Raw genomic sequence first — 19,691 nt, forward strand, 5'->3', positions numbered from 1 at the left:
GCCTCTCTGCTCCAAAGCGGACAGACTCCTTACCCCGTACGCCTAAAACTCCCCAGTTGACCGAAAACCCGCCGTCGCTACTCCTCAACTGAGCTATAACGTTAAACAATTGCAGCGTTTTTGCATGGGGGAGTGATGGTATGACGCTACTGTATTTCCTTACCCTGTTTCCGCTGGTACCGGCGCTGGGCATGCTGCTCGCGCGCGGTGACCGCGCCCGCGATGCGGTGGGGCTCATAGGTTCCGGCATTATTATGGCGGTGACAGTTGTAGTCGCCGTCATGTTTTTTGGCACGGGTCCGCAGAGCTTTGAGGTTGCCCCCGGCACCTCGCATGTGCTCTCGATCATCAGCTCCGCCATCGACGCCATCCTGTGCGCCGTCATCCTGTACAACGCGTTCAAATATAGGAATGCGCTCACCACGGTGCTCGGCATAGTCCAGCTGGTGGGCTCGCTCGCCTTTGCAGCCATGGCGCTGCCCGCGGCCGAAGCCGTCACGGCGACGCCGCTCTACCTGGACTACATGAGTGTAATCATGGTGCTTGCCGTCGGCATTGTCGGCAGCCTTATCTGCGTGTACGCCCTGGGCTACATGAAGGACTTCCAGGCCCACGACGAGCACGAGGCTGCGCTGCGCGGGCAGACCGCGCCCGACCGCCGCCCGCAGTTCCTGGCGCTTATGTTCCTGTTCCTCTCGGCCATGTTCGTCATCGTGACGAGCGACAACCTCGAGTGGCTGTTCTGCGGCTGGGAAATCACCACCGTGTGCTCGTTTCTTATGATTGGCTACACGCGCACGCCCGAGGCCATCAAGAACGCCTTCACCCAGATCATCCTCAACATGCTGGGCGGCATCGCGTTTTTGGCGGGCCTTATGTTTCTGCACGTCAACGGCATGCCGCTGACCATCTCGGGCATGATCGAGCTTTCCGGCGCCGGAACCGCGCAATCCGCGCTGCTGGTGATGCCGGTCATTCTGTTGTCGCTCGCCGCGCTCACCAAGGCCGCACAGATGCCGTTCCACACCTGGCTGCTCGGTGCTATGGTTGCCCCCACTCCTACGAGCGCTCTGCTGCACTCGTCCACCATGGTCAAAGCCGGCGTGTTCCTGATGGTCAAGCTGAGCCCGCTCTATGCCATCTATCCTGTGACCGGCTTTATGGTCACGAGTGTGGGTGCCGTCACGTTTTTGCTCGCTGCCCTCATGGCCATCTCGCAGAGCAACGCCAAACGCGTGCTCGCGTACTCCACCATTTCCAACTTGGGCCTCATCAGTGCCTGCCTAGGCGTCGGCGCGCCCGAGGCTGTGTGGGCCGCTATCTTCCTGATCCTGTTCCATACGGTGGCAAAGTCGCTGCTGTTCCTGTGCGTGGGCACGGCCGAGCATCATATCGGCAGCCGCAATATCGAGGACATGGACGGCATGTTCAGCCGCATGCCGCACCTGACGCGCCTGATGATGCTGGGCATCATGGGCATGTTTGTGGCGCCGTTTGGCATGCTCGTGTCCAAGTGGGGCGCCCTGGTGGCGTTTGCGCAGACCGGCAACGTGCTCATGATCATGGTGCTTGCCTTTGGCTCGGCCGCGACGTTCTTCTTCTGGGGCAAGTGGCTTGCCAAGCTTTCGGGCGTCGACCCCACGGCCCAAAACGTCGAGGTCAATGTCCATAAGACCGAATGGATGGCGCTCAATACCATCGCCGCGCTGCTGATTCTGTGCTGCGTGGCGTTCCCGGTTATCTCGAGCGGTCTGGTGTCGCCTTACTTGGCCATGGTGTTTGGCCGCGTGCCGTACGTTATTGGCAGGGACTCCATGTATCTGATGGTGGTTATCGTGGCTTTTATCGCCGTGGTGCTGCTGACTTCATTCCGCGTGAGCAACAAACCGCACGTAAACGTATATCTTTCGGGTGTGGGAACCGACAATTACCGCCATTTCCGCGGCTCGATGGGACACGAGGTGAAGGCCGAAAAGCGCAATTGGTACTCGGAGGACGCCCTTGGCGAGAAGCGTATTGGCCCCGCGGGTAGCGTCGTGTGCTGCAGCATTATCTTGTTTGCGCTGCTGTGTTGCGCGTGGATTGGGCCCGAGCGGCTTGCCATGAGCGCGCCCTCGGTGTTGCGCGGCAAGTATTTTGAAGGTTCGGGTGTCGTGGGCATCTTTATTGGTACCGTGGCGTTTGCCCTGCTGGCGCCGCTTGTGGGCGGCCTGGTCGACGGCCTTGACCGTAAGCTTTCGGCTCGCATGCAGGGCCGCGTGGGTCCGCGCCTGCTGCAGCCCTTCTACGACGTTGCCAAACTGCTGCGCAAGGCCCCTGCCAGCGTAAACACCATGGACGATACCTATATGGCATGTGCGCTCATCTTTACCGTGGTAGGCGGCGGCATCTTTGTGTCGGGTTCCAACACGCTGCTGTGCGCTTTTATGGTGACGCTCGCCGCGATCTTTGTGGTGCTGGCGTCCGCCTCGACGCAAAGCCCGTTTGCGCAGGTCGGCGCCGATCGCGAGCTGCTGCAGGTTATGAGCTACGAGCCCGCCGTTCTGCTGATGAGCGTGGGCCTGTACCTCGCCACCGACAGCTTCGATTCCATCGCCGTGACGGGGCAGTCGGCCCCCATCATCGTGTACAGCGCGCCCATTTTCCTCGCGCTGCTTGCGGTGCTCACCATCAAGCTGCGCAAGTCGCCGTTCGATCTTTCGTACTCGCATCACGCGCATCAGGAGATCGTCCAAGGCGTCGCCACCGAGATGAGCGGCGGCACGCTGGCCAAGATGACCCTTATGCACTGGTGCGAGACCGTGCTGTTTTTGATGTGGGTGGGCATGTTCTTTGTTTGGGACAACCCCGTGAGCTGGGTCGTCGCCCTGGTCGTGATGGCTGCGACGTATTTTGTCGAGGTGCTGATCGACAACACCTTCGCGCGCAGCACCTGGCGCAGCTGCTTTAAGCTCGGCTGGGGCGTGGCGCTGGTGTTTGGCCTGCTCAACCTTATGCCCATCCTCGTCGACGTATTTATTTAGGAGGCGGCATCCATGGATCATAAAATGTCGCGCTCGCCGTGGGTTATTCATTACGACGGCTCGAGTTGCAACGGATGCGATATCGAGGTGCTGGCCTCGCTCACGCCGCTGTTCGATGCGGAGCGCTTTGGCGTGGTCAACACCGGCAACCCCAAGCATGCGGATATCTTTTTGGTGACGGGCTCGGTCAACGCTCAGAACCTGCCCGTCGTGCGCCAGATCTACAACCAGATGCTTGAGCCCAAGTGCGTGGTGGCGTGCGGTATCTGCGCGTGCTCGGGCGGCGTGTTCCGCGATGCCTACAACGTGATCGGCGGCGTGGACCGCGCGATTCCCGTGGACGTGTACGCGCCCGGGTGCGCCATTCGCCCCGAGACCGTGATCGATGCCATCGTGGAGGCGTGCGGCATCCTGGATCAGAAGGAGGCCGTGATGCGCGCCGGCGGCGATCCACTTACCGTGGGCGGTGCCGCTACCTGGGACGGTGGCGTTGAGCTGGGCGAGGACGGGTTTGTGGCCGCGGGGGCCGGCGACGCGCCCGCCGCTGGCGACGCCCCTGCTGGGACGCCCTCCGCGTCCGTCGCTGCAAAGGAGGCCGAGTAATGCAAAAGGCTATCTATACCACCGTCGGGATCGACGAGCTCCTGCCGCATGTCCAGGCGCTTAAGGGCGTCGGTGCACGCTTCGTGCAAATGCACGCCGAGCGCAGCGTCGACGACGGCTCGTATCGCTTGGTCTATACGTTTATCAACGTTCGAGCTGCTCAGGAGCATATTGCGCAGGACGGCAGCTATGCGATTGAGAGCCTGGTAGTCGAGGGCATCGACCAGTACCAGGAGATTCCGTCCATCAGCTCGTATTACCCCGCGGTATTCCCGTTTGAAAATGAAGCGCACGATCTGTTTGGGCTTGCCATCACCGACATGCAGATCGACTTTAAGGGCTTTTTCTACCAGGTCTCGACTGCCGAGCCCATGAGCGTTATCACGCCCGAGGTGAAGGCCGCGCGCGAGAAAGCCATGAAGGTCCGCGCGGCTGCCGAGGCCAAGGCGCGCAAGGCCGCTGCCGAGAAGGCCGCCGCGGCTGCGGCTGCTGCAGGGGAGGGCGTTGCGGGCGCCGGCGATGCCGCGGGCGCCGCTGCTCAGCCCGCTGCGGCTGCCGGCTCCGATACTCAGCACGATGAGGCTGCTGCGAAGGCCGCGCTCAAGGCCGCCGAGATGGAGGCAAAGCTCGCCGCCATGGATCCCGAGAAAGCGGCCAAGGTCCGCGCGGCGCTTGCCGCCAAGGCCGCCCGCGACAAGCAGAAAAAGGAGGCGTAAGGTCCATGGCACATCGCTCCGTTATTCCGTTTGGCCCGCAGCACCCGGTGCTGCCCGAGCCGCTTCATCTGGACCTGGTGATCGAAGACGACCGCGTCATCGAGGCAATTCCGCAGATCGGCTTTGTGCACCGCGGACTCGAGAAGCTCACCGAAAAGCGCGACATGCATCAGTTTGGCTACATCGCCGAGCGCATCTGCGGCATCTGCGCCGTGGGCCATAGCTGCGGCTACGCCAGCGCCTGCGAGCGTATGCTCGGCATCGAGGTGCCTGGTCGCGTGCAGTATATCCGCACCATTCTGCATGAGCTTTCGCGCATTCATTCGCATCTGCTGTGGTTGGGTCTGCTTGCCGATGCCTTTGGTTTTGAGGCGTTGTTCTATCGTTCGTGGACCCTGCGCGAGCAGATTCTCAAGATCTTTGAGAGCACGTGCGGCGGTCGCGTGATTCTGTCGATTAACGAGATCGGCGGCCTTAAGCACGATATCGAGGACTCCGAGCTGGCGGGCATTGTCCAGACACTCGATGCCATGCGTCCCGACTACGAGGCCCTGGTGCATACGTTTTTGGACGATGACAGCTGCGGCGAGCGCCTGCATGGCGTGGGCGTGATCAGCAAGAAGGACGCGCTGGAGCTTTCGATGGTCGGCCCGTTCGGTCGCGCCTCGGGCGTGGACTACGACGTGCGCATGTTTGGCGATGGTGCCTATGCGGATCTGGCTGCGTTTGAGCCGATTGTCGCTACCGACGGCGACTGCTACGCTCGCTGCCAGGTGCGCTGCGCCGAGGTCACGCAGGCCATGGACATCATTAAGGAGCTTGTGGGCATGATTCCGCACGACGGTATCGGCGGGCGCACCAAGCTCACGCCGGCCGACGGCGCACGCGGCGAGGTTGTGATTGAGCAGCCGCGTGGCGAGGCGTACTACTATGTGCGCGGCAACGGCACCAAGAACTTGGACCGTTTCCGCGTGCGCACGCCGACGTCGCAGAACCTGGCGGGTCTGACACATGCGCTGCAGGGCGTGCTCCTTGCCAGCGTGCCCATGATTATCCTGACCATCGACCCCTGCATTAGCTGCACGGAAAGGTAGGCAAGGCATGAGTTTGCTGACATTTGCCAAGACGGCCTTGGGCTCTATGGTCAAGCAGCCGGTCACGGTGTGCTATCCGCAGGAGAAGCTGACGGCGCCCGAGCGCTTGCGCGGGCACATCGTCAACGACATGAACGTGTGCATTTGCTGTGGCATGTGCGCGCGTCGCTGCCCGGCGGGTGCGCTCGCGGTCGATCGCAAGGGAGGAACGTGGTCGATTGACCCGTATGCCTGCGTGGTATGCGGCGAGTGCATCGAGAGCTGCCCCAAACACTGCCTGACTATGGACACCGCCCGCACCCCGGTTGCGGCGGATAAGACTCCCACGGTAGAAACCAAGCTGGAATAGAGCTGGAATAGAGCTGGAATAGGGGCCGGTGGGGCAAGAATGCCCTACCGGCCCCGCGCTTAAACGAGCGGTGGAGCCGCCGCGAACAAAACTATGCCGGTTTACGGGGCTGGAGAGCGAACCCCCGACCATACCGGAAATCGCGAAATCAAAACCGCAGGTAGACGGCTTGCGTTTTTCAAAAAACGCGGGCATGGATAAGGGTTCTGACTTTAGCCCCGTAAACCGGCATAGTTTTGAAATGGCACCGTATCAGTAGCAGCCTCTGATCCCCCGGGACGGAGGAAAACGGATCATTTTGGCTCGTCGATCTCGAGTCGCATCCGTTTTCCTGCGAAAACGCTGTGTCTCAACTTTGGTGAGACATTTGTCTCACATCCAAAACCGAATCTGGAACATGTGTCACCTGCCCTAATTGTGTCTCATTCCGTAACTTTAGGCTGATGCAAGGTCTGAGACCGCGAGAAGGGAGACGCGATGAGTAAGTACACGAGGGGTCTCTTGGCGGTGATACTGGCCGTAGTGCTGGTGTTGCCGGCTGCAGCATTTGCCATGCTGCCCGAGGCCAACGCCAGGTCCAGCACCGGAATGGACGGACCGACGGCGAGCAAAAAGATAGTCGACCCCGACACTACCGGCCGCTGGCAATACTGGGCGTCGGGCGGCGAGCAGGACCAGACGACACGTTATGTAGGCCGAATCTGGACGGACAAGACGGTCGAGCCCGCAGAGGACGAAAAGTCCGACTTTGTGACAACGCTCTCCACGATGTCTTCGACTTCTGACACAACGTCGCTGGTCACTAAACCGCTCGATATCGTGATGGTGCTTGATGCCTCCGGGTCGATGGATGAGAGCATGGGCGGCAACGATCAGACCAAACGCATCACCGCACTTAAGAACGCTGCCAGTTCCTTTATCGACGCCATTGCCGAGCAGAATGCAAAGATCGATGCTTCCAAGCAGCATCAGGTTGCCATCGTAAAGTTTGCGGGAAGTAGGGCTGATTGGGTCGGCAACGACACGTATTGGGAGTCGGGGTATAGGTACAACTACTCGCAGACCATGAAGAAGCTGACGCCCTGCACGGGCGATGACGCGACGAGCCTTAAGAGTACGGTCAACTCCATCAGTCCTAATGGCGCCACGCGCGCCGACTATGGCTTACAGCTGGCTGATGGGGTATTTTCGTCTGGTCGCGCCGACGCCAAGAAGATCGTTGTCTTCTTCGCTGATGGTTCACCTACGAGTTCTAGTGGATTCCAAGCAAGTGTTGCCGATAGCGCCGTCAAAAGCGCCAAGAGTCTCAAGAATAAAGGTGCCGACATTTATACGATCGGCATCTTTAATGGTGCGAATCCCGCTGCCGATCCTACGAACTACTGGACGAGCAACGAAAACAAGTTCATGCACGCCGTGTCGAGCAACTATCCAAACGCCACGTCCTATACAACCAATGAGCTTGGTAAGCGCACCGAGAATTCCGATTTCTACAAGGCTGCGTCGAACGCCGATGAGCTCAAGAAGGTGTTTGATGATATCTCGAGCTCTATCACCTCGGGCAAGGGCTCTCCCACTCAGATCGAGGATGGTTACGACGAGAGCAAGTCCGGCTACATCACCTTCAGTGATGAACTGGGCGACTTTATGCAGGTCGATGCGTTTGTTAGCGCTCAGATTAATGGCGTCACCTTTGATGGGGCGACCAAGACAACCAAGGGCAATACGGACACGTACGAGTTTTCGGGCGTGGCCAGGGACCTGGTCATCACCGTCGAGCGCTCTGCCAATGCGCAGCAGGGCGATATCGTGACGGTCAAGATTCCCGCATCGCTGATTCCGCTGATCCGCTATCACGTGGACATGGAAAACGGGATCTTTGAGCGCACGTCGCTCAATGACATCAAGCCTATTCAGATTAAATACACCTCGAGCGTCAAGGACGCCGCGCGTAACAACCTGTTTACGCCCGATGACGGACTCAAGAAGTATATCGAGAAACATAAGGGTGCCGACAACCAGACGGTCTACTTCCTGGCCAACAAGTGGTCGGGCGCCGAGCTGGGCGATGTTGTCGCCGAGTTTGAGCCCGCCGATACCAACAGCTACTATTACTTCCAAAAAATCACGCCTATCTACACGGACAAGGAATGCACCCAGCGCGCGACGGTAAAGCCGCAGGGCAACGACGTCTATTACTACAAGGACGAGTTTGTGGCGATGGGCGCAAACCGCAAGCCGAAGGACGACTATGCCGTTGTGGAGTTTGAGGGGCACGAGATCGCCAGCTACGACGGCGCTCTGGTCAAAGATGACGGCTATTGGTCCTTTAATAAGGGAACCGCGCGCTTGGCCTATATCGACCAGCTGCATACCACCAAGGACGATGTGGAGGCGAACGGCAACAAGACCGAGACCGCGCGCGACGTGCTTAACCCCAGGTGGAATGACCTTTCCTCCGTTGCGACTTCCACGCACGTGCATTCGCACCTGGGCAACAACGGCAAGATTATCTTTAGCCTTGCAACCAAGCCGACAACGGTGGATACCAAGACTGACTTTGGTCTGACCAAGGTGCTCGAGGGCCGCAAGTGGGCGGATACGGATGCGTTTGAGTTTGAGCTCTCCGCGACGTCCGACAACAATGCCCCGATGCCCGACCCCGCGACCGTAACTGTGACCAATGCCGATCTCGACAAGGGCAAGGCAGCCATTAACTTTGGCAAGATTACTTATGCCGAGCCGGGCGAGTACACCTATGAGGTCCGCGAGGTCAAGGGCGACGCCGGTGGCATTACCTACAGCAAGAACGTTGCCACGTTCAAGGTGACTGTGACGGTTAACGCCAGGGGCGAGCTTAAGGCCGACGTTGAAAAGATCTCGGGCGAGACCGAGTTCAAGAACACCTATAGCGTGAAGCCTGTCGAGGACCAGATCACCGCGACCAAGGTCCTGACCGGGCGCGGGCTCAAGGACGGCGAGTTCTCCTTCGAGCTCGTCGAGGGTGACAAGGTCGTCGCCAAGGGCACTAACGCTGCCGACGGCACGATTGCCATGGACAAGATCACTTACGACAAGCCCGGCACCCACACCTACACGCTGCGCGAGAAGCTCCCCAACGAGGCGGGGCTGAGCAACGGGATTACGTACGATAAGACGAACTACACCATCAAGACGAGCGTCATCGACAACGGCGACGGCACGCTTAAGGTGACCCATGCGCTCGAGGGCACCAAGCCGGCACGCTTTGAGAACAAGTACAATACTGCTCCGAATGAGTCTAGCGTCACCGATCAGATTACCGCGAAGAAGGTCCTGGACGGGCGCGACCTCAAGGCCGGCGAGTTCCGTTTCGAGCTCGTCGAGGGTAACGATGTCGTCGCCAGGGGCACCAATGCGGCCGACGGCAAGATCACGATGGACAAGATCGCCTACACCGAGGCCGGCACCCACACCTACACGCTGCGCGAGGTCAAGGGCGACGCCGACAACGGTATTACCTACAGCACCGCTGAGTACACCATCGTGACTACCGTCACCGATGACGGCAATGGCAAGCTTGCGGTTAAGCATGAGCTGCAGGGCGTCGAGAAGGCTATCTTCGAGAATGCCTACAGCGTTACTCCGAATAACTCCAGTGTCACCGATCAGATCACGGCGACCAAGGTCCTGACCGGGCGCGATCTCAAGGAAGGCGAGTTCTCCTTCGAGCTCGTCGAGGGTAACGATGTCGTCGCCACCGGCAAGAACGATGCCGACGGCAAGATCGTCATGGACAAAATCACCTACGATAAGCCCGGCGAGCACACCTATATCCTGCGCGAAGCCAAGGGCGCCGAAGGCAACGGCATTACCTACGACAGCACGACCTACACCATCGTGACTACCGTTACCGATGACGGCAATGGTAAGCTCACGGTCAAGCACGAGCTGCAGGGCGCCAGCGAGGCGAAGTTCAACAACAGCTACAAGCCGAATCCTGACGAGTTTAGCGTCACCGACGAGATCAAGGCGAACAAGGTCCTGACCGGGCGCGACCTCAAGGAAGGCGAGTTCTCCTTTGAGCTCGTCGAGGGCGAGGGCAAGGACGCCAAGGTCGTCGCCAGCGGCAAGAACGCCGCCGACGGCAAGATCACGATGAGCGCCGTGAAGTACGACAAGGCCGGAACACACACCTACACACTGCGCGAGGTCAACGGCGGAACCATCAGCAAGGGCATCACCTACAGTGACACCAAGTACACTATCGAGACCACCATCACGGACAACGGCGATGGTACGCTCAGCGCCACACATGCTCTGAAGGACGACGCCGAGGCTGCGACCTTCGAGAACACCTACAGCGTGACCCCGCTCGACACAGAGCTCGACTTTGGCCTGAGCAAGGCCATTGACGGCCGCGACTGGACGGACGGGGACGAGTTCAGCTTTACCATCACCGCCCCCGAAGGCACCCCGCTGCCCGATCCCGCAACCGTAACCGTGAGCAAGAGGGACGCGAAGGACGGCATCGCCGCCATCAAGTTCGGTAAGATCCACTACGCCGCTGCCGGAACCTATAAGTACGAGATTCGCGAGAACGCGGGCAGCACGGTCGGCATGACGTATGACGCGCATGTCGCAACCGCCGAAGTGACCGTGACCGAGGACAGCGATGGCACCCTGACCGCCAACGTCACTAAGAAGGAAAACGGGCGCTTTACCAACATGTACCGCACTGAGCTCGATTACGCCGCGGCCGGCGGTCTCAAGCTCAGCAAGACCCTCCGCGGACGCCCCATGACCGAGGGTCAGTTCACCTTTACCGTGACGCCCGCCGATGTGGCTTCTGCCACCGCGCTCGGCCTGCACGAGGGCGCCAACGTGTACAAGTCCCCTGCGACGGCAGAGGCAACGGTCGGTCGGATTGACATTCTGGCGGGCCATGAGGTCAAGTTTACGCAGGCTGATGCCGGCAAGACCTTTACGTACACCGTTGCCGAGAAGAATGACGGCCAGCCCGGTTACACCTACGACGATGCCGAGCGCACGGTGACGATCGCTATCGCCGACGACACCGCCGGTACGCTCACCGCCACGACGACCGTCTCCGGCGGTCCCGAGGGCACGCTGGTGACCGAGTACAAGACCGGCGCGGCTGCGGTCGAGAGCGCCGTGGTCCCGTTCGTCAACAGCTATAGCGCTACGACCGATGCACCTGGTGGCACCGTTGCTCAGGTCGTTGCCGCCAAGACCCTGACCGGTCGCCCGATGGCCGACGGCGAGTTCTGGTTCGGCATCGCCTATCAGGGTGAGCTTGTGGGTTATGAAAATCTCAAGCCCAATATCGGCGGGCACGTGAGCTTTGATGCGCTGCACTACGACACCAAGATGCTTGCCGATCTTGAGTCTGCCGGGCTTGCTCATCGTACCGACAAGGACGGTAAGCTCGCTTGGACCATTAACTACACGGCCTACGAAGCTATACACGGGCTGCCGAACGGTGTTTCCGCTACAACGTGGTACTTTGGCTTTAAGGTTATCGTCGTCGATAACGGTGACGGTACCCTGACGGCAACGGTCGACTACGGTGGCATCGAGCCCTTGTTCGAGAACGTCTACGGCGCCGATGCCGTTGACGCCGCGCTCGCCGGCACCAAGAAGCTCCAGGCTGCCGAGGGCCTGACCCCGGCAGACATCACGGGTAAGTTCACCTTTACCGTGGCCGCCGACGAGGCGGGTGCCCCGATGCCTGAGCGCACGACCGCAACCAACGACGCGGCCGGCAACGTGGACTTTGGCAAGATCCACTTTACGCTCGAGGATCTCAACCGCGCCCTGGGCGTGACGGACGATGCGACCGATAAGGCCGAGCCAGACGAGGCCGACGAGGTCGAGGCCGACGAAGCAGAGGCTGAAGAGGCCGACGCCGACGTTGATGCCAACGCCGACGAGCCTAGCGACGAGTCCAAGCCCGAGGCCCCCGCTGCTCCGCGCTCGCACACCTTTACCTATACGGTGACCGAGTCCGGTAGCGCCCCTGGCGTGACCAACGACACCAACGCCACGCGCAAGGTTTCCTACACCGTGACCGATGACAGCACCGGACATCTGCGCGTCGTGCGCAACGGCGATGACGGCGCTGCCTTCACGTTCACCAACACGTACGGTGTGGCACCCACCGATTCTTCCGTGACCGATCAGGTCAAGACCGTCAAGCGCCTGACCGGCCGCGACCTTGCAGCTGGCGAGTTCACGTTTGAGCTGCTCGAGGACGGCGTGACTGTCGCCAGTGGCACCAACGACGCCAACGGCACCGTTACGCTGAGCCCGATCCATTACGAGGCACCCGGCACGCACACGTACATGCTGCGCGAGGCTTGCCCCAACGCGCTCGGCCTGTACAAGGGCGTCACCTATGACGGCACGACCTACACCGTCGTGACCACCGTCTCCGACAATGGCGACGGCACGTTGACCGCGACGCACAAGCTCGAGGGAACCACCGAGTCGGCTGGCTTTACCAACAAGTATCACGCCATGCCCACGCAGGTTTCCATCGGCGCCATCAAGGTGCTCGAGGGACGCGAGCTCAAGAAGGACGAGTTTAGCTTTAAGCTCGTTGGCGAGGACATCGAGTCCACCGTCACCAACGATGCCGACGGCAAGATCAACTTCGACAAGTTCGAGTACGACGAGCCTGGTACGTACGTCTACACCATCAGCGAGGTCAAGGGCGACGAGGCCGGTATGACCTACGACAAGTCCGTCTTTACCGCGACCGTCAACGTGGTCGACGACGGCGAGGGCAACCTCAAGGCGAACGTCGCCTTTACCAAGGGCGACAAGAGCGTCGAGGGTATCGTGTTCAACAACACGTACAAGAAGCCCGAGACCCCTACGCCGACGCCCGACCCCGGCACGCCCAAGACCGTGACGAACATCGTCAAGACGGTCAAGGGTTTCCTGCCCACCACGGGTGACCAGCAGGCCGCTGCACTGCTCATGGCATTTGTTATTGCCATGGCTGGCGTCGGAGCCCTGGTCTGGGGTATCCGTAAGCGCTAGGCACGCTGGCAGCGCCCGGGGCCAAAAGGCCCCGGGCGGCCGGCGGGGAGCCAGAACATAGCCCCACCCCCCCCCACCCCCAGCCGCCACGGAGACGTCTCCCTTCTCCGTGGCGGCGCTTTTGTGCGTAGGCGAGGAAGGGCCGCTACGAAATCGGCTCATCTACTACGTTTAGTCCCTTACCCCCAACCATGCCAAAAAATGCGAAAACAAAACCGCAGGTAGAACGCCTGCGGTTTTCTGGAAAACGGGGGTATGGTCGGGGGTATCGAGTCAAACGTAGTAGATGGGCCGATTTCGTGGCGGGCGCCGTCAGCCGATCTCCGCGGGCGGAAGAAAACGGATCATTTTGGTCCCGCGAGGCTTGCGGAGGCGCTCGTGCAGGGCCGCCCGAACAAAACTATGCCGGTTTACTACGATGAATTCGACATTCCCGACCATGATTGCATTTTTCTAAATATCACAAACGTTCTACCTGCGGTTTTGCAAGCGCGCAATTTGCCGTGGTCGAAGGTGGGCGATTCATCGTAGTAAACCGGCATAGTTTTGAAATGGCATTAAATCGGTGGCAGCCATTTTGCTATGCCGGAGCGGTTGGTCGTCGGGCAACTACCCTCGCAGGTAGGCGATGGCGATTTGGGTGCGGTTGCGCAGGCCCATTTTTGCCAGAATCGAGCTGATGTGGTTGCGCACCGTGCCTTCGCCCATGTAGGCGGTGGCAGCGATCTCCTTGTTGTCGAGGCCGCGGGCGATGAGCTCGGCGACTTCGAACTCGCGGTCGGTCAGGCCGGCAAAGGCTGCGGGCCGGCGGGGCGTGCCCGCCTCGACGTCCTCCCCATCAAAATCGATGTCCTCGATCGCCTTGCCCTCGAGCACACGTTTACCTTCCATGACCTGCGCCAACGCCGGCGGAATAGCGGCGACATCGGTCTTGATCAGGTAGCCGCGGGCGCCCAGTTTGAGTGCCGACACAATGTACTCGTCATCCGAAAACGTCGTCAGAAACACCACGCGTGCTGCAGGATCACGCTCAAGGATCTCGCGTGCCGCCGATAGACCGTCGCGTCCCGGCATCTGGATGTCGAGCAGTGCGATATCGGGTGCGTGCTCGGCGTAGAGCGCGACCGCGTCGTCGCCATTGGCGCCGGTGCCCACCACCTCAATCTGCGGCTGGGCGCCCAGGATAATCTTGAGCGAATCGACCACCAAGCGGTCGTCGTCGACAACAATGAGCCTCATCGGGCCTCATCTCCTTGCTGTTTGGGAACGGTGGCAAACACACGCCAGCCGCCGGCGCCGGCGCGCGGGCCGGCGGTGAAAGTGCCGCCAAGCGCCTCGACGCGCTCGCGCATGGAGCCGAGCCCCATGCCCTCCGCGGCGCCGCGGCCGCTTGCTTGGACCCCGCCCGTGCCATTATCGGTGACGATGAGCTGGTAAAACGACGGATGCTCCATGCACCGTACGGCGACGGTCTGGGCGCAAGCGTGGCGCATGGTGTTGGAGAGCGCCTCGCGCAGGACCGCCGCAAAGCAGTTGGCGACGTTTGCGGGCGCATGTTCAGCCATAACTTCAAGCTCAATCTGCGGACCGCCGTCCGAACGCGCGCCTTCAACAATGCGTTCGAGCTGCACGGAAAGGTCGACGGCGTTGTCGTTGAGCGCGTGGACGCTGGTGCGCACAAGCTGGAGCGCCTCGTCAACCGTGTGCTTGACGTCGGCGAAATCGGCGGCGACGCCGGGCTCGTCGGCGTGGACCACGCGCAGGGCTTCGGTTTGAAGCGAAGCGCGCGTGAGCTGGTGGCCCACGTTATCGTGGATCTCGCGTGCGATGCGGGCGCGTTCGGCGAGCGTCGCGAGCTCGACTTCGTAGTCCTGGCGGTCGGCGAGGTCGCGGTCGCGTGCCTCGAGTGCCAGGGCGCGTTCTTGCAGCTTGTCGCGGGTGCGACGCATGCGTTCCTGTTCGCGCTCCAGCTGCGCGGTGCGCAGCGACAGCAACGTGGCGGCGACCGAAAGGATGGCGGTTAGCAACAGCGTTCGGGTGATGAGCGCGCCGCCGCGAAGGTCCGCGACGAGCGCAAAGACAAAGGCGACGCCAATGCCCAGCGCGACCCAGGCGTGCTCACGGCGCACCCGCCGCGCGATGTCATAGAGGGCGAGAGGCGCAAACGGCACAAACGGCGGCACGAAAACGGCCGCGATGATGTAAGCGTAACTCGCGGCCTCGCTGGCGCGACGGGCGCGCTCTCCCTGCGCGAGCTCGGCCAGCGAGGTGGTAATAACGCCAAGGCAAAACGCCGCGACCAGGCGAGCGTCCACAGCAAGGCCTGTAGCGGCTGCGATACAGCACGCCAGCACGATCGATTTGTCGAAAAGCCTGTTCATACGGGTATTGTACGCGAAGCTGCGCGTGGTGGAGGGGCCGCCTGGCGCAACTGTGACATTCCTCCCGCGCGGCAAAGCGGGGGGGCCGGCAGGCCGGCGACCAAGACCCCTCCGCACTCGTGACAAAGCTCACTGGTGCGCGCCGCCCGCTCCTGCGATGATGCAATCGTACCGGGCCACGACCAACAGAAGGGCCGCCTCATGACAGACATCGTCCACGTCGAAAACCTCGTTAAGCGCTACGACGACCTTATTGCGCTCGATCACTTTAACCTGAGTATCGCTCCCGGCGAGATCTTTGGCCTGCTGGGCCCCAACGGCTCGGGCAAGACCACGTCCATCAACTGCATCCTGCAGCTGCTCGCCTACGACAAGGGCACCATCGAGCTGTTCGGCGAGCGCATGACGCCCGCCCGCTACGACCTCAAGCGCCGCATCGGTGTGGTCCCGCAGCAAGTTGCGGTGTTCGACGAACTCACGGTGCGCGAGAACATCGACTATTTCTGCAGTCTTTACGTCAACGACCGCAAGCGCCGCCGTGCGCTCGTGGACGAGGCGATCGACTTTGTCGGCCTGGGCGACTTTACCAAGTTTCGTCCCGGCAAGCTCTCGGGCGGCCTGGCGCGTCGTCTCAACATTGCCTGCGGCATCGCGCACAAGCCCGAGCTCATCTTTTTTGACGAACCCACGGTGGCGGTCGACCCGCAAAGCCGCAACGCCATCCTGGAGGGCATCTGCCGCCTGCGCGACGAGGGCGCCACGGTGGTGTATACCAGCCATTACATGGAGGAAGTCGAGCAGATCTGCAGCCGCATCATGATCATGGACGGTGGGCGCGTGCTGGCGCAGGGCACTAACGACGAGCTCAAGCGCATGATTCAGATGGGCGAGAAGATTGTAATCGAGGTCGGCGAGGTTCCGAGTGCGGCGCTCGGTGCCGTCGCAAGCCTGCCGCACGTTCTGGACCTTTCGGCAACGGCGGGACAGCTCACGTTTTCGTGCGAAGCGAGCCCGCACAACCTGACGGACATTCTCGATGCGCTGCGCTCGCATGACGTGCCGCTCGGCCGCATCTATTCCGAACCGCCGACCCTCAACGACGTGTTCCTCGAGATCACCGGCCGCGAGCTGCGCGACTAGGGGGCGGCCATGTTCAACACCATCATCACCACGGTCAAGACGCTGCTGCGCCGGCCGAGCACGTGGGTCTGGGGCGCTCTCTTTCCTATTGCGCTTTCCACGATGTTCATGTTTATGTTTGCGAACCTCAGCTCCGACGGCACGGTCGACCCGGTGCCGGTTGCCGTCGTGGCGGACGAGGCCTGGGATGCCTCGACCTTTAAGGACGTGGCAGCTTCGCTTGCCAAGGCAGGCGACGGCCAGCTGCTCGATGTGAGCGAGTACGAAGACTTGGCTGCCGCGCGCAAAGCGCTCAAGGCCGGCGAGGTCGCGGGCATCTATATGGTCGATGCCGCGGGCACGCCCAGGCTCACGCTGCTATCGAGTTACGACAGCTCGCGCGCCTCGTCGGTGCTCACCGACCGCAGCATCCTTGAAACGGTGGCAAGCTCGTATACGCAAAATGCCGAGCTCATGTCCCAGATTGCCCAGGACAACCCGGCGGCGCTCGCCGATCCGGCGGCGGTTGCGCACGCCCTGTCGCTCGAGGGCGGAACCCGCCGCGTGAGCCTGACTCGTGCCACGCCCGATGGCACGGTCATCTACTATTACGCGCTTTTTGGCCTGGTCGCGATGATGTCTGCCGAGTTTGCCGCCTTGAGCGTCGTCGATTTGCAGCCTAATCTGTCGGGCCTTGGCGCGCGCCGCTGCGTGGGCGGTCTTTCCAAGACGGCGTCGCTGGCCGGCATTTTTGTCGGCTCGTGGCTGGTTTCCTTTGCATCGATGGCGGTTGCGATCGGCTACGTGCGCCTGGTCGTGGGCGTCGACTTTGGCGGGCGCGAGGGGTTGTGCCTGCTGGGCGGGGCTGCATCCGCGCTTGCCGCCACGGGCCTGGGGCTTTTTGTGGGCACGCTTCCCGTTAAGGGCGGCAAGGCGTCCAAGTCGGGCATTCTCACGGGCTTTGCCACCACGTGCGCCCTGTTTGCCGGCCTCTACGGCGAGCCGGCGATGGCGCTTGCCGACGACGTCGCCCGCGCCTGTCCGGTCGAGTGCTGGCTCAACCCCGTCAAGCTCATCTGCGACATGTTCAATCGCCTGTATTTCTTTGAGGACCTGGGGCCCTTCGCTGTTCGCGCCGGCGCGCTCGTCCTGATGGCCCTGGTGTTTGTCGCCGCCGCTACGCTGATCTTTGGAAGGAGCCGCTATGAGCACCTTTAAGACCGCGCTTCGCATGGCGCTGGCGCACCCGTTCTACCTGCTCATCTATACGGTGTTTATCTCGCTGATGGGCGTATTCATCGCGGCTTCGGTGAGCTGGAACTCGTCGCAGCTTACCGAGTACAAGCCCTACGACACCAACGTGATCGTGGTCGACCGCGACAATAGCGACCTTTCGCGGGCGCTTACCAAGCACCTGGGCTCACGCTTTGACCTGGTCACGGGCATCGGCGACGACGCGTACGACCTTGCGGACGCGCTCGCCAAGAGCAACAGCGCCAAGGGCAGTGCCGATTGCGTGTTCTTTATCCCGGAGGGGTTTGAGGACGATCTTGTTGCAGCCGCCCGTGCGGGGGAGGCCCTGCCCAAGCTCGACGTGACCTACGGTTCCGGCACCATGGCGGCGGCGCTCTCGTCTGCCGAGGCCTCGCGCTGGATCTCGCTCGCGGGCGCTGCGGCGGCGCTTGAACCCGCTGCCTCCAACGGTGACGTCGCAAGGGCCGCCGAGCACGCGGCCGCAAAGCGCGCGGAGGTCCAGATCGAGCAGGTCAAGGTCGACTCGACTGCTGCTACCACGCTCGAGTCGTACTTCAACTTTGGCGCGTACGCGATCATCTCGTCGGTCATCGTGTCGGTGGGGCTGGTGTTCTCGGGCATGAACGAGCCCGAGCGCGTGCGCCGCATGGATGCCGGCCCGGTCTCTGAGCGCCAGCGTTCGCTCGCTGTGTTCGCGGCCGCCGCCGTGCTCACCGTCTGCATCTGGCTCGTGTCGAGCATGATGGGCGTCGTGGGCTTTGCCAGCGCGGTTGCCGAGGTCGGCGTGGGTCGCGTGTGCCTGGCGCTGGCGGCAACGTTTGCCCTGGCGTGCACGCCGCTGGCCGTTGGCTTTACGCTGTCGAGCCTGGGCGCGCGCGAGGAGCTGCTCAACGGTGTGGGCAACTTACTCGGCATGCTCATGACGTTTTTGGGTGGCGCCTGGATGCCGCTGTCGCTGATGGGTTCGGCCGTGCAGACGGTGGCGCACTTTGTGCCGACATATTGGGTGAACGACGCGATCGGCAAGGCGCTCGCCGCGGACCTGACGTCCACCGTGCTGGGTGACATCGCCTGCGATCTGGGCGTCACGGTGCTCTTTGCCGCGGCCATCGCCGCCGTAGGCCTAGCCCTCGCCCACAACAAATCCCACGCCTAGCCACCTAGTCATTGGGGACAGTCTTTGCCGATTCGCCGGCAGGGCTGGCAGGGACTGTCCCAATATGTCGGCACTTGGGGACCACTCATTGGGGGCAGACTTAAATGAGCGATTTCACTCATTTAAGTCTGTCCCCAATGAGTAGAAAATAGTTCGCGCACGTCGCTTAAAAATAGTTCGCCGGGGTTTACTATTAGCCTAGAAAAGTAGCAGAAGGCTAACAACGGGGGATAGCATGGCGACAAAGCAAGCCTATGTCCAGGTCAAAGGGCTCAAGAAACACTATGGCGACGGTGATGCACGCCTGACGGTGCTCGACGGCATCGACGCGTCCATCAACCGCGGCGAGATCTGCGTCATGCTGGGGCCCTCGGGCTCGGGCAAGTCGACCTTTCTCAACCTGATCGGCGGCCTGGAGGATGCCGACGGCGGCTCCATCATGGTGGACGGCTGCGATCTCACGGCGCTCAAGCCCGCCGATCTGGGCGAGTACCGACGCCGCGAGCTGGGCTTTGTCTTCCAGTTCTACAACCTGGTGCCCGACCTTACCATCAAGGAAAACATCGAGGTCACGGCGCACCTGTCCAAAAACCCGCTCGACGTCGACGATCTGCTGCGTTCGCTGGGCCTCTACGAGCACCGCAACAAGTTTCCGCGCCAGGTCTCGGGCGGCCAGCAGCAGCGCTGCGCCATCGGCCGTGCGCTCGTCAAAAATCTGGGCCTGCTGCTGTGCGATGAGCCCACGGGTGCGCTCGACTACAAGACATCCAAGGAAATCTTGCGGCTCATGGAGGACGTCAACCGCACCTACGGCTGCACCATCATCATCGTCACCCACAACGCCGCCATCGCGCGCATGGCCAACCGCGTGCTGCGCCTGCGCGACGGCCGCATCGTCGAGGACGAGCTCAACGAGTCGCCCGTTACGGCCGCCGAGCTCGATTGGTAG

General features: G+C 61.6%; 12 protein-coding genes. 10 read left to right on the top strand and 2 right to left on the bottom strand.

Features of this window, described 5'->3' with window-relative positions; translation table 11 throughout:
- The first annotated feature begins 140 nt into the window (after positions 1 to 140).
- From CSV91_RS08020 to CSV91_RS08045, 6 genes are all read left to right on the top strand, one after another.
- The gene (locus tag CSV91_RS08020; protein ID WP_099432454.1) at positions 141 to 3,023 is read left to right on the top strand and encodes a proton-conducting transporter transmembrane domain-containing protein; all 2,883 of its coding nucleotides are present in this window, start codon (positions 141 to 143) and stop codon (positions 3,021 to 3,023) included.
- A 12-nt stretch (positions 3,024 to 3,035) separates the two neighbouring features.
- Positions 3,036 to 3,626, top strand: coding sequence for an NADH-quinone oxidoreductase subunit B family protein (locus tag CSV91_RS08025; RefSeq protein ID WP_099432455.1), 591 nt, complete (start codon positions 3,036 to 3,038; stop codon positions 3,624 to 3,626).
- Entirely contained in the window at positions 3,626 to 4,342 is a 717-nt protein-coding gene (locus CSV91_RS08030) for an NADH-quinone oxidoreductase subunit C (RefSeq protein ID WP_099432456.1), read from the top strand. Before CSV91_RS08025 ends, CSV91_RS08030 begins: the two co-directional genes overlap by 1 nt.
- A 5-nt stretch (positions 4,343 to 4,347) precedes the next feature.
- On the top strand, positions 4,348 to 5,436 hold the full coding sequence (locus tag CSV91_RS08035) for a hydrogenase large subunit (RefSeq protein WP_099432457.1): 1,089 nt from the start codon (positions 4,348 to 4,350) through the stop codon (positions 5,434 to 5,436).
- Positions 5,437 to 5,443: 7 nt separating this feature from the next.
- A complete protein-coding gene (locus CSV91_RS08040) occupies positions 5,444 to 5,785 on the top strand; it encodes a 4Fe-4S dicluster domain-containing protein (protein ID WP_099432458.1) in 342 nt (113 codons plus the stop codon).
- Between the two features lie 477 nt (positions 5,786 to 6,262).
- Entirely contained in the window at positions 6,263 to 12,832 is a 6,570-nt protein-coding gene (locus tag CSV91_RS08045) for a Spy0128 family protein (protein ID WP_099432459.1), read from the top strand.
- Positions 12,833 to 13,441: 609 nt separating this feature from the next.
- Here the strand turns inward: CSV91_RS08045 and CSV91_RS08055 are convergent.
- Complete coding sequence (locus CSV91_RS08055) at positions 13,442 to 14,071, bottom strand: response regulator (RefSeq protein ID WP_099432461.1); 630 nt, start codon at positions 14,069 to 14,071, stop codon at positions 13,442 to 13,444.
- Positions 14,068 to 15,213: a sensor histidine kinase gene (locus CSV91_RS08060; protein ID WP_099432462.1), complete on the bottom strand. Its 1,146-nt coding sequence runs from the start codon at positions 15,211 to 15,213 to the stop codon at positions 14,068 to 14,070. The genes CSV91_RS08055 and CSV91_RS08060 overlap by 4 nt, the downstream gene beginning before the upstream one ends.
- Before the next feature lie 201 nt (positions 15,214 to 15,414).
- On the opposite strand from CSV91_RS08060, the gene CSV91_RS08065 reads away from it, so the two are divergent.
- The 4 genes from CSV91_RS08065 to CSV91_RS08080 all read left to right on the top strand — a co-directional run bounded on the left by CSV91_RS08065 (position 15,415) and on the right by CSV91_RS08080 (position 19,691).
- Complete coding sequence (locus CSV91_RS08065) at positions 15,415 to 16,353, top strand: ABC transporter ATP-binding protein (RefSeq protein ID WP_055251488.1); 939 nt, start codon at positions 15,415 to 15,417, stop codon at positions 16,351 to 16,353.
- Between the two features lie 9 nt (positions 16,354 to 16,362).
- On the top strand, positions 16,363 to 17,550 hold the full coding sequence (locus CSV91_RS08070) for an ABC transporter permease (RefSeq protein WP_099432463.1): 1,188 nt from the start codon (positions 16,363 to 16,365) through the stop codon (positions 17,548 to 17,550).
- Positions 17,537 to 18,742: an ABC transporter permease gene (locus CSV91_RS08075; RefSeq protein ID WP_099432464.1), complete on the top strand. Its 1,206-nt coding sequence runs from the start codon at positions 17,537 to 17,539 to the stop codon at positions 18,740 to 18,742. Before CSV91_RS08070 ends, CSV91_RS08075 begins: the two co-directional genes overlap by 14 nt.
- A gap of 235 nt (positions 18,743 to 18,977) precedes the next feature.
- Positions 18,978 to 19,691 (top strand): ABC transporter ATP-binding protein, encoded by a 714-nt coding sequence (locus CSV91_RS08080; protein WP_099432465.1) that lies wholly within the window; start codon positions 18,978 to 18,980, stop codon positions 19,689 to 19,691.

It is taken from the genome of Collinsella aerofaciens (assembly GCF_002736145.1).
In the GTDB taxonomy this organism is placed as follows: domain Bacteria; phylum Actinomycetota; class Coriobacteriia; order Coriobacteriales; family Coriobacteriaceae; genus Collinsella; species Collinsella aerofaciens_A.